Source organism: Acetobacter sp. KSO5 (genome assembly GCF_044094635.1).
Classification (GTDB): Bacteria; Pseudomonadota; Alphaproteobacteria; order Acetobacterales; family Acetobacteraceae; genus Acetobacter; species Acetobacter cerevisiae.
The window spans coordinates 236,718-250,638 of the sequence record NZ_CP172014.1; the positions used below are offsets into that span (position 1 = coordinate 236,718).

The 13,921-nt window shown below is 57.1% G+C and carries 9 protein-coding genes; 6 read left to right on the forward strand and 3 right to left on the reverse strand.

What is annotated here, in order from left to right:
* Nucleotides 1-308 precede the first annotated feature (308 nt).
* Nucleotides 309-1,988, forward strand: a complete 1,680-nt coding sequence (locus tag ACHQGU_RS01100) for a carbohydrate porin (RefSeq protein WP_395495604.1) — start codon at nt 309-311, stop codon at nt 1,986-1,988.
* 10 nt (nt 1,989-1,998) lie between these two features.
* Here the strand turns inward: ACHQGU_RS01100 and ACHQGU_RS01105 are convergent, their stop codons facing one another.
* A complete protein-coding gene (locus ACHQGU_RS01105; protein ID WP_082779384.1) occupies nt 1,999-2,520 on the reverse strand; it encodes a DUF721 domain-containing protein in 522 nt (173 codons plus the stop codon).
* Nucleotides 2,521-2,530: 10 nt separating this feature from the next.
* On the opposite strand from ACHQGU_RS01105, the gene mutY reads away from it, so the two are divergent.
* Nucleotides 2,531-3,589: an A/G-specific adenine glycosylase gene (gene mutY, locus ACHQGU_RS01110; protein ID WP_253555790.1), complete on the forward strand. Its 1,059-nt coding sequence runs from the start codon at nt 2,531-2,533 to the stop codon at nt 3,587-3,589.
* 8 nt (nt 3,590-3,597) lie between these two features.
* The gene (gene hemH, locus ACHQGU_RS01115; protein ID WP_395495605.1) at nt 3,598-4,635 is read left to right on the forward strand and encodes a ferrochelatase; all 1,038 of its coding nucleotides are present in this window, start codon (nt 3,598-3,600) and stop codon (nt 4,633-4,635) included.
* Between the two features lie 38 nt (nt 4,636-4,673).
* Here hemH and nth read toward each other — a convergent pair whose 3' ends face one another.
* Nucleotides 4,674-5,339, reverse strand: a complete 666-nt coding sequence (gene nth / locus ACHQGU_RS01120) for an endonuclease III (RefSeq protein ID WP_395496349.1) — start codon at nt 5,337-5,339, stop codon at nt 4,674-4,676.
* 304 nt (nt 5,340-5,643) lie between these two features.
* Here nth and ACHQGU_RS01125 point away from each other — a divergent pair, with 304 nt between their 5' ends.
* Nucleotides 5,644-7,437 (forward strand): ABC transporter ATP-binding protein, encoded by a 1,794-nt coding sequence (locus ACHQGU_RS01125; protein WP_395495606.1) that lies wholly within the window; start codon nt 5,644-5,646, stop codon nt 7,435-7,437.
* 411 nt (nt 7,438-7,848) lie between these two features.
* Nucleotides 7,849-10,317, forward strand: a complete 2,469-nt coding sequence (locus tag ACHQGU_RS01130) for a TonB-dependent receptor plug domain-containing protein (RefSeq protein WP_395496350.1) — start codon at nt 7,849-7,851, stop codon at nt 10,315-10,317.
* 207 nt (nt 10,318-10,524) lie between these two features.
* Here the strand turns inward: ACHQGU_RS01130 and ACHQGU_RS01135 are convergent, their stop codons facing one another.
* Nucleotides 10,525-12,171, reverse strand: coding sequence for a dihydroxyacetone kinase subunit DhaK (locus ACHQGU_RS01135; RefSeq protein WP_395495607.1), 1,647 nt, complete (start codon nt 12,169-12,171; stop codon nt 10,525-10,527).
* 206 nt (nt 12,172-12,377) lie between these two features.
* Here ACHQGU_RS01135 and ACHQGU_RS01140 point away from each other — a divergent pair, with 206 nt between their 5' ends.
* Nucleotides 12,378-13,880, forward strand: coding sequence for a CocE/NonD family hydrolase (locus ACHQGU_RS01140; RefSeq protein ID WP_395495608.1), 1,503 nt, complete (start codon nt 12,378-12,380; stop codon nt 13,878-13,880).
* Nucleotides 13,881-13,921 lie beyond the last annotated feature (41 nt).

Sequence of the window (13,921 nt, forward strand, 5' to 3'; positions counted from 1 at the left end):
GAATGCGTGCGCATAATCATATATAAATAAAAAACCAAAACTCCAGATAAATTACTTAATAGTTAGATTCTATATTTATTAATCATAACGCTTTTGTGTTTTATATACTGTTATTTTCCCAAATCATTTCAGAAAAAACATGCTATCGCATTTTGCCGCCTTTCTGGTGAGAGTCGGCATTCTTGGCGGAAGGCGGGCCCTGATGTGTCAGGGCCCGTTTTAAAAAATGTTGGGTGACCTCTCCAGCTTTCCACGCTTTAACCGGGCACTTTCTGGCCAGAGTGCTAAAACTTATCCATGGTCAGATAATGTATCGCAAACGCTGCAACAGGTTTCCTGTATTCAAACCGTTTTCTGCTTTACGGGGAGTAACGCTTGCAGGAAGCCTGCTAATCACTCTCTCTTCCGGTGTCGCGCACGCTGAAGACGCCAGCGTCTTATCGTCTCCGACCAAAAAAACCGTTTATGTTGATGTTCTTTCCGGAACACCATCCCAGGATGATCTGTCTCAGCCGGATGCTCGTGTGCTTGTGCGGCCTAAGAACTCTCCGCTTCCGGCAAGTGGTGTTCCGGTTGCCCCCTGGCCCGGGCTGGCGACGATGGATATTCCCAGTGTGGATGAATATCAAAGTGCCAGGACCTTTCATAAACTGGAGCTGGATGATCTGACGGGCAAAGAAGGGCCATCCTGGCTGCTTCCCTCAGAAGTGGATGCTCAGCGCCGCACGGATATGGATGACCCGTATTATGTCCCCACCGCAGGGAGCGGGCATCTGGTTCCGCAAATCATGCCATTCCGTGAAAGGCTTCAGAAAAAAGGCTTTGTTTTCTCTTTTACGTATAAAGGGGAAGCTATGGCCAATATCCATGGTGGCATGCAGCGTGGCATGGATTATGTGCATGAGCTGACCCTGCAAATGAACTTTGATCTGGGGAAACTGGCGGGCTTGAACGGGTGGTCTATCCATACCCTGCTCATGAACCGTGCGGGGCGAGAGGTATCGCATGACCGGGTTGGGGATTATTATGTAAACCTTATGGAAGTTTACGGACTTTCCGGGCACGTCGTGGCCCATCTGGTCGATTTTTATGCGGAAAAGAAGTTTCTCCAGAACCGTATGGATATCACGTTTGGCCGCATGTCTCTGACGCATGTTTTTGCAACATCCCCTCTTATCTGCTCCTTTATGGTGACATGCTCGGCACCCGTGGCTCTGAAAGTCGATCCGGGATTTGCCGTTTACCCAAAAGCGACATGGGGTAGCCGTGTGCGCTTTCGTCCAACGCGCGATACCATGGTGCAGCTAGGTGCTTATCAGGTCAGTCCGCTTGCCAATAACCCCAGCGGGTGGGCATGGGGGAGTGAAAACACCACAGGTCTGATGCTGCCAATAGAGTTTACATGGCAACCCTTCCTGACGCGAAACCGCCTTCCGGGACATTATGTTTTTGGTTATGCACATGATACCTCGCGCTACCCGGACGTTATGGGAACGTCTCCGGCCAACAAGGTTGTCGCTGCGGGGCGACTGCATAGTGCGCCAATGGATATGTTCTGGTTTGAGGGGGACCAGATGATTTACCGTAAAGGGGGCCGTAATCAGATGGCCGGGGGTTACCTCATGGCGGGCTACATTCATAACACGCCGCGTGTTTCCTCCATCTCTGATGAAGCCTATGGAGGCCTGTCTTTCAATGGTGTCATTCCGGGTCGCCTGACTGACAGGCTGGGAATTTTATATTCCTGGTATCATGTCAGTCATCGGAAAGAGCTGGGGCAGATGTATGCGCAGGATGCCGGTCTTTCTCTGGGCGCTCAGGTTCTGGCACCGCAGACGGACTCTCATGTTATTGAAGCCTATTACGCAATCGACGTCGTTCCCGGTGTGCTGGTTCAGCCTGAATTTCAGTATATGATTCGTCCGGGCGAAACCTCTCGCAGACCAGATGCCGCACTGGTTGGATTGAAAGTAATTGCCAACCTGTAAGGATTGTTCGTTAACGCCCCGCTTTTTTCTGCACGATATGCGCGCCCAGAGATTCCAGCGCCTCCTTTAACGGGCTGTCTTCCATCTCCGGCAGATGGCACGGGCGCGTGGCGGCCTTGGGCGTGCGGCGGGCGGTAATGCGTTGTCCGGCTGCCGGGTCCTGCACAAAACGCAGCCGCGCCACCAAAGCCTGCCCGCACCATGTATTGATGCGCGCAATCAGGGCATCGCTCAGATGCTGGAGTTCCATGGCGACTGGCCCGGCACATGCAATGCTCAGAGTGCCTGCAGATAATTTGCGGGGCGTTGTGACGGCAGCATGAGCCGGGCCCACAATATCGGCCCAGTCTGTAAACAACTGCACGCCTGCCGGGGAGCGTTTCTTGAAAGCCGGGGCCGTAACATTGGGCAGCAATGCGGCCAGACTGCGGGCCGTCATGGCCCGGCGTGGTGGTGCGGGCGGCGTTTGCGCTTTTTTGGTGGTGGCAGTTTTGCGCCCTGTTGTCTTGCCGGAGGGACTCTCCTTCGTCATAACACTCTCCGTGAAAAAGCCATCCGCCCGATCCCTGCTCGACTGGTATGACAGACATCGCCGCACTCTGCCATGGCGCGCCGAAGTCGATCAGCATGCTGACCCATACCATGTCTGGCTGAGCGAGATCATGCTTCAGCAGACAACGGTCAAGGCTGTTGGTCCCTATTACCATCGTTTTCTGGAAAAATTTCCCACCGTGCAGGATCTGGCGGGGGCGGATCGGGATGCTGTGCTCTCCGCATGGGCCGGGCTGGGCTATTATTCCCGCGCCAGAAACCTGCATGCCTGCGCGCAGCAGGTTGTAGCTCTCGGCGGCTTTCCGCAGGATGTCGCCGGCCTGCGCGCTCTGCCGGGGGTAGGGGCTTATACAGCGGCGGCGGTGGCGGCCATTGCGTTCGGCGTGCCGGTGGTGCCGGTGGATGGCAATGTGGAGCGCATTACCGCTCGCCTATTTGCGGTGGAAGAGCCGCTACCCGCCGCCCGCAAAACACTGGCGAAGCTGGCTGAAGGGCTGAATGCGGACCGGCAGGCACAGGCACGTCCTTCCGATTTTGCTCAGGCGTTGTTTGATCTGGGGGCGTCCCTGTGCTCGCCGCGTTCTCCGGCCTGTGCTCTGTGCCCGTGGCGGGAGAGCTGTGCCGCCCAAAAAGCCGGCATTGCCGCCACCCTGCCACGTAAGGCCCCCAAGGTTGCGCGGCCTGTGCGTTATGGCGCGCATTTTCTGGCGGTGGATGCAGCGGAGCAGGTCTTGTTGCGGAAAAGGCCGGAAACCGGGCTACTGGCAGCCATGACGGAACTTCCCGGCACGGAGTGGCGTTCGGAGCCCTGGTCAGAGGCCGGGGCACTGGAACAGGCGCCCTGCAAAGCCTCCTGGCAGGCTTGTGGCGTGGTGCGGCATGTGTTTACGCATTTTACGCTTGAGGTCACAGTTTACGCTGCGCGGGTGCAGCATTTTTCCAATCAGGCCGTGCAGTCGGGTTTTCTGGCGCCGGTTGGCAGTGTGGCCGGGCTTTCTTTACCCTCCGTCATGCTCAAATGCATAAAACTGGGGCTTAAAGCTCTGTAAGAGGTTTCATGGTCTTCCACCACATTCCCTCCCGTAAACAGCCCAACGGCAAAGCGCGGCATGAAGGCCGTCCGGGTATTCTGCTGCTCAATCTGGGCACGCCAGATGATACGGGGTATCGGGCCGTGCGGCGGTATCTGTCCGAATTCCTCTCTGACCGACGGGTAATTGAAGGCTCTCCGGTGCTCTGGCAGCCCATCCTGCAAGGTGTGGTGCTGACCGTCCGCCCCGGCAAAAGCGGCAAAGCCTACGAGCGCATCTGGGATAAAGAGAAGAATGAAAGCCCGCTGCGGGGTTACACGCGCGGGCAGGCGGAGGGGCTGCACGCCCGGTTTGCGGCTGATAATGTGCCGGTCGCCTGGGCCATGCGCTACGGCACGCCGTCCGTTGAGGCTGGAGTGCGTGAACTGCTGGAACATGGGTGTGACCGTATTCTGGCCGTGCCGCTCTATCCGCAATACAGCGCGACCACGACCGCGACCGCGAATGACCAGCTTTTCCGTTTTTTGATGACGCTGCGCAACCAGCCCGCCATCCGCACGCTGCCAGCGTTCCCGGATGATCCGACTTATATCGAGGCTTTGGCCAGTTCCGTCCGTAAGACAATGGCCACACTGGATACGCCACCGCAAATGGTGGTGGCATCGTTCCATGGTCTGCCGGAAGACTACGTGAAGAAAGGCGATTCCTACCTTGCGGACTGCCAGCGCACCGTAAAAGCGCTGCGTGAGGCGTTGGGGATGGATGAGACTATGTTGCCGCTCACCTTTCAGTCCCGCTTTGGCCCCACCAAATGGCTGGAGCCCTACACCGCGCCGTTTATTGCAGGCCTGCCCGAAAAAGACGTGAAGCGCATTGCTGTCATCACGCCCGGCTTCATGACCGACTGTATTGAAACGCTGGATGAAATTGGCAACGAGGTCTGTGAAGACTTCATCAAGGCAGGTGGGGAGGAATTCACCCTGATCCCCTGCCTGAATGACAGCGTGGAAGCCATTGACGTGCTGGAACAGCTCACCCGGCAGGAACTGGCGGGCTGGTTATAAGGCGCTCCTGAACACCTCGTCGGGGCAGTAAGACACTCTTACAGTGTCTGACGCGGCGGCTTGATAACGGGCCGCTCTGTTTTGACAGGATACAGGCACGGCTCACTGGCGGCACAGCGCCAGCATTCCGGCTTGCGGGCTTTGCACACGTAGCGGCCCTGCAGGATCATCCAGTGGTGGGAATCGCGGATCATCTCTTTGGGGATGCGCCGTTCCAGCGCGGCTTCCACCGCTTCCACTGTCTTGCCGCGCCCTAGTCCTGTGCGGTTGGCGAGCCGGAAAACATGCGTATCCACCGGCACGGTCGGCTGATGGAAGGCGACATTCAGCACCACATTGGCAGTTTTGCGGCCCACGCCGGCTAGCGCTTCCAGCTCTTCCCGCGTGCCGGGAACCTCGCCTTTGTGGCGTTCCAGAAGCTGGCGAGAGAGTTCCACTACATTTTTTGCCTTGTTGCGCCACAGGCCGATCGTGCGGATCAACTCACCCACGCCATCTTCCCCCAGCGCCACCATGGCTGCCGGATTGGGAGCTGCGGCAAACAGGGCCGGGGTCACGCGGTTGACGGAGGCATCGGTTGCCTGTGCGGAGAGCACCACCGCAATCAGCAGCGTGAACGGCGTGCTGTAATGCAGTTCCGTTTCTGCATCCGGCCAGGCGCGCTCAAGGTCTGTCAGAAACTGCACAATTTCTGGCCGCGTCATGTCCCGCGGAGCTGTGACCTTGCTATCTGCGGCGGTGGGGGCAACAGGCTTTGCGGCCTTTGCTGTCTTGCGTCCGGCAGCGGAGGATTTGGGAAGGTGAGCCTCTGCCTCGGCAGGGGTGCGTGTCTGTCTGGCCATGCGCAAACTCTACCGCGTGCGGGGCGTTGGCGTCTATCTCCGGTCGGCCAGAACAAAGCAGCGCTCAGTGCCGGAATGTTTGCTAAATACGAGGCCGCACGATACAGACACAGAACCAGACCTCAGCCGAGGTTCGCTGTTTTCTCCCTTTTTTCGGATTATTCTGATGAGTACCTCCTCTTCCGATACGGGTCGTGCCGTACGGGGGCCAAACCTGTTTGTCGATGTTCTGAAGTTTGTCATGCAGCGGTGGATGGAATTCCCCCGCCCGCTGATAGTCACAGTCGCCGGGGTCATGTTTGCGACCCTGCTGGATGTGCTCATGCCAGTTCTGGCCGGCCGTCTGGTGACCGATGTTGCGCAGCCTGCGGCTGAGTCCAGCCTGATCCGCGATGCTTTGTGGATGCTGGCTGGCATGGCCGCCTGTGGCGTGGGCAATGTTCTTGGTAAGCGCGCGGCGTATCTGGGCATTACGCATCTGAGCACGCAGGTCATGCAGAAAATTGTCGGGCAGGCCTTTGCGCATGTGCAGCGCCTCTCCACGGACTGGCATGCCAATACCTTCGCCGGTTCCACCGTACGGCGGCTGACGCGCGGCATGTGGGCTGTGGACATGCTGGATGACACACTGCTACTGATGCTCATCCCGGAAGCCTGTCTGCTGGTGCTCACCACACTGGTGCTGGCATGGCACTGGCTTCTTATGGGTGTGCTGCTGGGTGTGCTGTCGGCAGTGTTTATCACCTGCTCGTGCCTGCTCACACTGCGTTATGTGGCGCCCTCGGCCCGTCAGGCCAACCAGTGGGACAGCAAGATGGGCGCCGCTTTGGCGGATTCCATCACCTGCAACGCCGTGGTGAAAGCCTTTGGCGCGGAGGAGCGGGAGGAAGCCCGGCTGATGCAGGTTGTGTCTGAATGGAAAAAGCAGACCTGCCACACATGGACGCGCGGCACCAACAGCGCCAGCATTCAGAACCTGATGGTCACGGCCATGCGCGTTATCCTGTCCGGTGCGGCTGTCTGGCTGTGGCTGGACGGCAAGGCGGGGCCGGGGGATCTGGCCTATGTGCTGACCATGACGTTTCTGGTGCAGGGCTATCTGCGGGATATTGGCCAGCAGGTGTCTGTGGTGCAGCGCTCTGTAAATGAAATGGAAGAACTGATTGAACTGTGGCGGACCGAGCCCGGCGTGAAAGATCTGCCCGTTGTGCAGCCTTTTACCATTCGGGAAGGGGAAATCCGGTTCGAGCATGTGTCCTTCCAGTATCCCGGTCAGACACGGCCCATATTTACAGATCTCAGCCTGACGATTGCGCCCGGCAGCCGCGTAGGGCTGGTCGGGCCGTCCGGTTCCGGTAAGTCGACCTTTACCAAGCTGTTGCAGCGGCTTTATCCGCTGAATGGTGGGAAAATTCTGATTGATGGCGTGGATATCGCCACGGTGAGTCAGTCTCGCCTGCGGTCGCAAATTGCCATTGTGCAGCAGGAACCCACCCTGTTCCATCGCAGTCTGGCGGATAATATTGCTTATGGTCGCCCGGATGCCACGCAGGCGGAAATTGAAGAAGCCGCCCGTCTGGCCAATGCGTCAGATTTTATTGCGCGCCTGCCTGATGGGTATCAGACGCTGGTAGGGGAACGGGGCGTGAAGCTCTCTGGCGGTGAGCGCCAGCGTGTTGCCATTGCCCGCGCCTTTCTGGCCGATAACCCCATTCTGGTGCTGGATGAAGCTACGGCCAGCCTTGATTCAGAATCTGAATCTCTGGTGCAGGACGCCATGCAACGGCTGATGGAAGGCCGCACGGTGATTGTGATTGCGCACCGTCTGGCCACGGTGGTGGATCTGGACCGCATTCTGGTGTTCGAGCGTGGGCAGGTAGTGGAAGACGCGCCCCACGCGGAACTGGTGCAGAAGCCGGATGGCCTTTATCGCAGGCTCTATAATCTTCAGTCTTTGTAACAGAAACTTTCCGGAGCAAGGGGCGTTGTCTCCTCGCTCTGGTCTGCCTCGCTTAAGAGCAGGGAAGGTGCGGCCTTGTGGTGGCACTCTGTTGCAGGATCACCACACCTCCTGAATAATACGAGATAACCCGCCCCAACCCTAATTGCGCATCAATAAGAGTGTTATAAATAAACACGCAATATATGTGTTTATTAAACATGTGCTTGGGAGCGTTCTGCTGTGCGCAAAGGTTTTTCGTCAGAGACTATCATTCGGGTCCGTTCAGCACAGGGGCGCGTACCGGTTTGTGGTCGTGGTTTTTCCTCTGCTCTGCTGGCTGCCACCCTGTTGTCCGGTTTTGCCGGAGGGGAGGCTTTCGCAGCGGAGGAACAACCGTCCGGGAAGGCCGTAAAGCACACAGCTCAGGCTGTGCCGCATAAAACCACGGGACAGGCCGTTCGCCCGGCAGCGGTGCATCCGGTCTCCGGCCCGGCGATTTCAGGCACAGCCCCAACCGCTGCGCCCGCTACGCTGACGCCGCAGCAGGTGCGCACGCTGCGTGGGTCAGTTGCGGCGCCCGGCCCGGTTGCGGCGGAGGGTGAAGAATCCGTCATTGTGACCGGCACGCGCGAGACGGGCGGACGCAAGGCGCGTGAGAGCCTTTCCCCGATTGATGTCGTCTCGGCCAAGCAGTTGAACCAGACCGGCCAGCCTAACCTGCGGGAAGCGCTGGCTCAGCTTCTGCCGTCTCTCACCATGCCGACCGGCGGGTTTGATAGTGGTGCGCTGACGGATTCCATCAGTCTGCGGGGCCTGAACCCGAATGAAACACTGGTGCTGGTGGACGGAAAACGTCGCCATACCACAGCTAATATCTATGCCGACCCCGGCCCGCAGCAGGGCTCCACGGCTGTCGATATCGACATGATCCCCATGGCGGCTATCGACCATGTGGAAGTGCTGCGCGACGGGGCTTCCGCCCAGTATGGGTCAGACGCCGTGGCGGGGGTGGTGAACATCATCCTCAAAAAGCAGGACCACGGGTTCCATGCGGAATCTATCTCCGGCATTACCGCTGCGAAGGATGGTTTCCAACAGGGCGTGTATCTGGATGGGGGGGCACAGCTCGGCAGCCGTGGCTTTGTGCATGTGAGCGGCGATTTTTATCATACCGATCACACTTTCCGCAGCGCGCCCGATGCACGCACAGGCCAGAAAAACAATTACGTGCTGGGCCAGCCGGAACAGACGCGTGAAAGCGTTGCCATCAAGGCCGGGTATGATCTGACAGATAGCATTCAGCTTTACGGCACGGGCACATATGCGCATCGGCACGCGGAATCCTACCAGAACTATCGTCTTGCCAGTTCTCTGGCCAGCTATCCGGGGTATGCGGCTATCTATCCGAATGGTTACTCCCCGCTGGAAACAATCGAAGAGAATGACTTCGAGCTGACTGCCGGTGTTAAAGGAAAACTCGCTGGCTGGAACTGGGATCTTTCCACGGTTTACGGGCGCGATTTTGACAATATTGGTCTGACTAATTCCGCCAATCTGGCTATTGAGAAAGATACAGGCCGCACCCCGACAAACTTTGACGTGCAGGGCTTCAACAATTCCCAGTGGAGCAACAATTTCGACCTCTCCCGCAAGTTTAAATTCTCAGGCTGGCCGCATGAGATCAACGTCGCGGGTGGGGCGTCCTACCGGTATGAAAGCTATTCCATTGGCACGGGCGATGCGGACTCTTTGTATGGTAGCGGGTCCGATGCCATGGCGGGGACCAACCCCGGTAATGCAGGCAACTTTAGTCGTGATGTTGTGGCCGGATATATTGATGTTTCCACACATCTGACGCGCCACTGGCAGCTGGATCTTGCTGGCCGCTACGAGCATTATACGGATGTGGGGGACACAGAAACCGGCAAGGTTTCCACCCGGTATGAGGTCTCTCCGCGTCTGGCCTTCCGCGCGACTATCTCCAATGGCTTCCATGCGCCGACACTGGCGCAGGAACATTACAGTGCACTGGCGATCTCTCCCACCGCAGCACGAGGCCTGATTGCCGTGAACTCTCCGGGTGCTCTGGCCAACGGGTCTTCCCCGCTCAAGCCGGAACGTTCAACCAACGTCAGTGGCGGGATTGTCATGGAGCCGTTCCGCAAACTGCATGTGACTGTCGATGTGTATCAGATCAACCTGCGTGATCAGATCATGCCCGGTGGGCAGGTTTATGGTGCGCAGGCCGCTTCTGCGCTGACCATGAACGGCTTTAGCCTGCCGAGTGACGTTAACACATGGTCTGCCTCTTCCCTGTCCACCCACTGGTTTGCCAACGTGGCCAGTACCCGCACGCAGGGGCTGGATCTGACGGCGACCTACCCAACCCAGCTTGGAAACGTTGGGCGTATTGACTGGGATGTAGCGATTAACCTCAACCGCACCCGCCTGTCCCATCAGGGGACGGATGCGCAGGGCAATCCGTTGATGAATGCGCAGAGTATTGCGTATCTCACCACAGCCTATCCGCGCAGCAAGATGATTTTTGGCGGCCGCTTTACCAGTGGAAAGTGGACAGTGGGTGTGCATGAAATCCGGTACGGCCAGACCACGTCTCAGCTCACCTATTATGGGGGTGCAGGGAATACCAGCTCTCTGTCCAGCACAAACTTCCTACAGTTCCATAACACGCCGAAATTTATTACCAATCTGGAAGTCACCTACCGTGTGCATCCCAGACTGGCGCTGACACTTGGTGGCAATAACCTGTTTGATGCCCGTCCCAGCCGCGTGCCGGATAACAACCGCTATCTGGGGGCGCCGCAATATTACATGAGCACGTCCCAGCTTGGCATGAATGGCGGCTTCTATTATTTGCGGGGAGATATCAATTTCTGATCTCAAAGGGGATCAGGCTGCTTAAAGGATCTGAGCAAATCAGGACGATTTTTTAAGTGTGCTGCAAGTTTGTTCAGTCGGCTTGCAGCGGGTGCTTTAAGCGCGTGAGGTATCCAGATTTCTTATGAAAAATGCCTGTGCATCATGGAGGAAACCCCATTTTGCGCAGGCATTTTTTTATGCTGCTTGCTGAGGGCTGAAGGTGGATCAGCCCATGCTGGCCAGAGCCTCAAACATCCGGGCAATAGCTTCCGCGCCGGGGTCGGGGATGTTGGCTAGTTTGGCGTCCGGCACATAGGAGGCGCGGCCTGCATTGGCGTGCGTCATGCGTTTGGTGGCATCCGCGCCGTCACGCGCAGCCTGCGCGGCTTCTGCCAGTGCGCCACCAGCGGCCAGAACTGTAAAAGCCGGGTGCAGAGCATCAATCATGGTACGGTCTCCCGGTTTGGCCCCGCCATGCTGCTGCATGGTGGTCAGGCCTTCCATGAGGGCCCTGGCCCATGTGTCCGAACTCCGTCCGGCGGCGGAGAACATGATGGAGAGCAGCACACCACTGGACCCACCGGCATGCCGGGCCAGAATAGCGCCGAAAGTAGCAAACAGCTCCTGCGGGTTTGCCAGAGGCAGGCGATCCACGGTCTTCAGGATTTCCTGAGCACCTTCCGCAAAGGTAGACCCGGCATCCCCATCTCCAATCTGGGCATCCAGCGCATTCAGGGCTTCCGCATTGCCAATCAGCGTTTTGGCAGCGTGGTGGATCAGTGCTTCAATTTTAGGGGATGCAGAGGGCGGGAAACGGAATGTTTCCGGCAAGGCTGGCAGAGGGCGCACGGTGGGGGCTGCAAACGGAGCAGCGCCCGGCCACGCCCACGGTTCCACCGGCGCGGTCAGGGCGGCAAGGATTTCTGCACTCAGCGGAACGGCAGTCAGGGAGAAACCGTTCATGTCCAGCGCCGTCATCATGGGGGCCGGACCAATAATCAGATCCGTGTTTTTGGCCAGATCAGTTTTGGCAAAGGCGTTGAGCAGCAAGGTCATTTCAATGGGTGGCACACTGCCCAGCATGTTCAGAAGCAGGGCGTAGCGTTCGTGTTTGCCTGAGGCATTTTTGGCGGGGAGAGCTTTGGCGAGTGTATCTGCGGCCAGCGCCATCAGCGTGTCCGCCTGTGCCAGCGTAATCTGCTGCGCGCCCGGTTCTCCGTGAATGCCTAAACCCAGTTCCGCCTGCTCCGCTGTCAGTCGGGTTGTGTGGGCCGGGTCATAAGCGTTGCAGTCCGTCAGCGAGAGGCCGATGGAAGAAATCTGCGCAGCGGCACTGCGAGCCCGCTCGGCCACGCGGGCCAGCGGTTCACCCTGACTGGCGGCATAGCCTGCAATTTTATGCACCAGAACGGTGCCAGCCAGACCACGGGCAAAGCGATTATCGGGCAGGGCAATATCATCCCCCACCACAACGGTTTCGACCTGATACCCCATGCTGCGCGCCTGCTCGGCGGCCAGTGCAAAATTCAGGCGGTCCCCGGTATAGCTTTTAATAACCAGCAGGCAGCCTGCTTTGCCAGTCACGGCCAGAATACCTGCCAGAATGGCATCCACGCTGGGGGAGGCGAAGAGCGAGCCACATACGGCGGCATCCAGCATGCCTGCGCCGACAAACCCCGCATGGGTTGGCTCATGTCCGGCCCCGCCACCGGAAATAACGGCGACATGCTCAGGGTTGCGCTCTTTTCTCAGCACCACGCGAATATCGGGATATCCATCCAGCCGGCACAGATGCTGCCCCATGGAGGAGCGGAGCAGGCCATCCAGAGAGTCTGTCACAAGTGTTTCGCGTGTGTTGAAAAAACGCTTCATAGAAAACTGGTCCTGCAAGTGTGCCAAAAACAAAGACTAAATTTTTAACTCTTTGAGAGATTTTTAAAAGACAAATGCAGGTAATTTTTTAAGTGATATGCAATTTTGATGTAGATTTTGGTGTGTGAAAATTTCCGTGGCACGTTTTTTGACACTCAAAGACTTTATGAAATAATGGACTAAACCGATATTAAGGTACCATCATTATGCGGCTGTATAAAAAACTATATTATTCTCTTTCTCTTGCCTCTCTTCTGGTAACAGGCGTGGCGTCTCCGGCTCAGGCAAAAGATGTCACCTTCCCTTATCTCTCCATTCCTCTGCATGAAACCATTTTAGGAGTGCGCGGCCCTGCTGATGGTAATGCGCGGTTGCAGGTGACGGTTTATCTGCCCGATGGGCGTGGTCCATTCCCAGTTGCCGTGATTAATGCCGACGCTGATCATGTGTCTGATACGCAACCGGGGGAACGGCTGGGTTATACATTCCTGACCGGGTATTTTCTCTCGCGCGGTTACGCCGTTGCACAACCGATGCCGCAGGGGTTCGGTGGATCTTCCGGTAAGCCACTCTCAACTGGCTGCGCGCTGGATCAGACCGGACTTCTGAACGCTCAGGACATCAAAGCGGTTCTGCACAATATGTCTGCCATTGTGGAACTGGATATGTCGCGGATTATTGTGGCCGGGCAGAGTTTTGGCGGCTGGACCAGTCTGGCACTTTCCACTCTGCAGATACCGGGCCAGAAGGGGCAGATTGTATTTTCCCCGGCTTTTCTGGCGCGTTCCTGCCAGCAGGGAGATACGGCGCTCATTCAGGGAGCGGAAAAACTGGGGGCTGCCAGTCACCAGATGCCAACCTTGTGGGTCGAATCTTATCCCGATAGTCTGGTGCCAGAGGCCACATGGCGGCAGATGCAGGCCGCGTACCAGAAAGGCGATGCGCATGTCAGCGTTCTGGATGTGCCTACGATTAAGAAAGACAGTGGGTCACTCACAGGAAATCCAGAGAATTTCTCACTCTGGATACCGAAGATGGATGCCTTTTTGCAAAGGCTTGGTCTGCCTGCGCAGGACGTCCAGCCGGGATATTTACCCTCCATCTCAAACGCGCCGCCTGCAACGCATTTTGCAAAAATTGATGATCTGGAGGCGTTGCCGATACAGGATGACAAAGCAATTGCTCAGTATAAGATTTTTTTGAAAAAGCCGTTCCCGCGTGCTTTTGTGATTGGCGATAATGCTGCGTCATCAGAGTCCGGCGGGCTTGACCCTCGGGTAGGGGCCTTAAAGCGGTGTGCCCAGATGAGCAGAAACTGCCAGATCTATGCGTATAATGACAAAGTGGTCTGGAAGGGCCCCTTGCATGGTCAGGTCGCGGTCCATTCTATCGTCATGACGCATCAGCAAACGGTGGGCGTTTTTCAGGTTTCTCTTGATCAGAGCTGTAAGGAGCAGTTTGTTCCTAAGGTTAAAATTGTCAGACCGCCGCTGCATGGTAGCATAGGGATTGTGCCGGATACTAAAGGCATTCCCTCTTATCAGCCGCCCTCACCTCTGGCACGGTGTACGCAGCCTGTGCACGGGTCATTAGTGCAGTATCGTCCATTTTCCAATTATGCTGGGCAGGATAGTTTTGTGTTTGAAGAGCAGGCAAACCGGGACAATACCCGGCATTCTACAACAGTTATGAATATTTCTATTCACTGAGTAGAAGGCTTCCCCTCTGCGTAACCGCAGAGGGGAAGGGT

Coding starts and splice junctions, on each gene's coding strand:
- ACHQGU_RS01100 (WP_395495604.1), top strand. CDS start 309: ATGTATCGCAAACGCTGCAACAGGTTTCCTGTATTCAAACCGTTTTCT.
- ACHQGU_RS01125 (WP_395495606.1), top strand. CDS start 5,644: ATGAGTACCTCCTCTTCCGATACGGGTCGTGCCGTACGGGGGCCAAAC.
- ACHQGU_RS01105 (WP_082779384.1), bottom strand. CDS start 2,520: ATGACGAAGGAGAGTCCCTCCGGCAAGACAACAGGGCGCAAAACTGCC.
- ACHQGU_RS01135 (WP_395495607.1), bottom strand. CDS start 12,171: ATGAAGCGTTTTTTCAACACACGCGAAACACTTGTGACAGACTCTCTG.
- hemH (WP_395495605.1), top strand. CDS start 3,598: ATGGTCTTCCACCACATTCCCTCCCGTAAACAGCCCAACGGCAAAGCG.
- ACHQGU_RS01140 (WP_395495608.1), top strand. CDS start 12,378: ATGCGGCTGTATAAAAAACTATATTATTCTCTTTCTCTTGCCTCTCTT.
- nth (WP_395496349.1), bottom strand. CDS start 5,339: ATGACGCGGCCAGAAATTGTGCAGTTTCTGACAGACCTTGAGCGCGCC.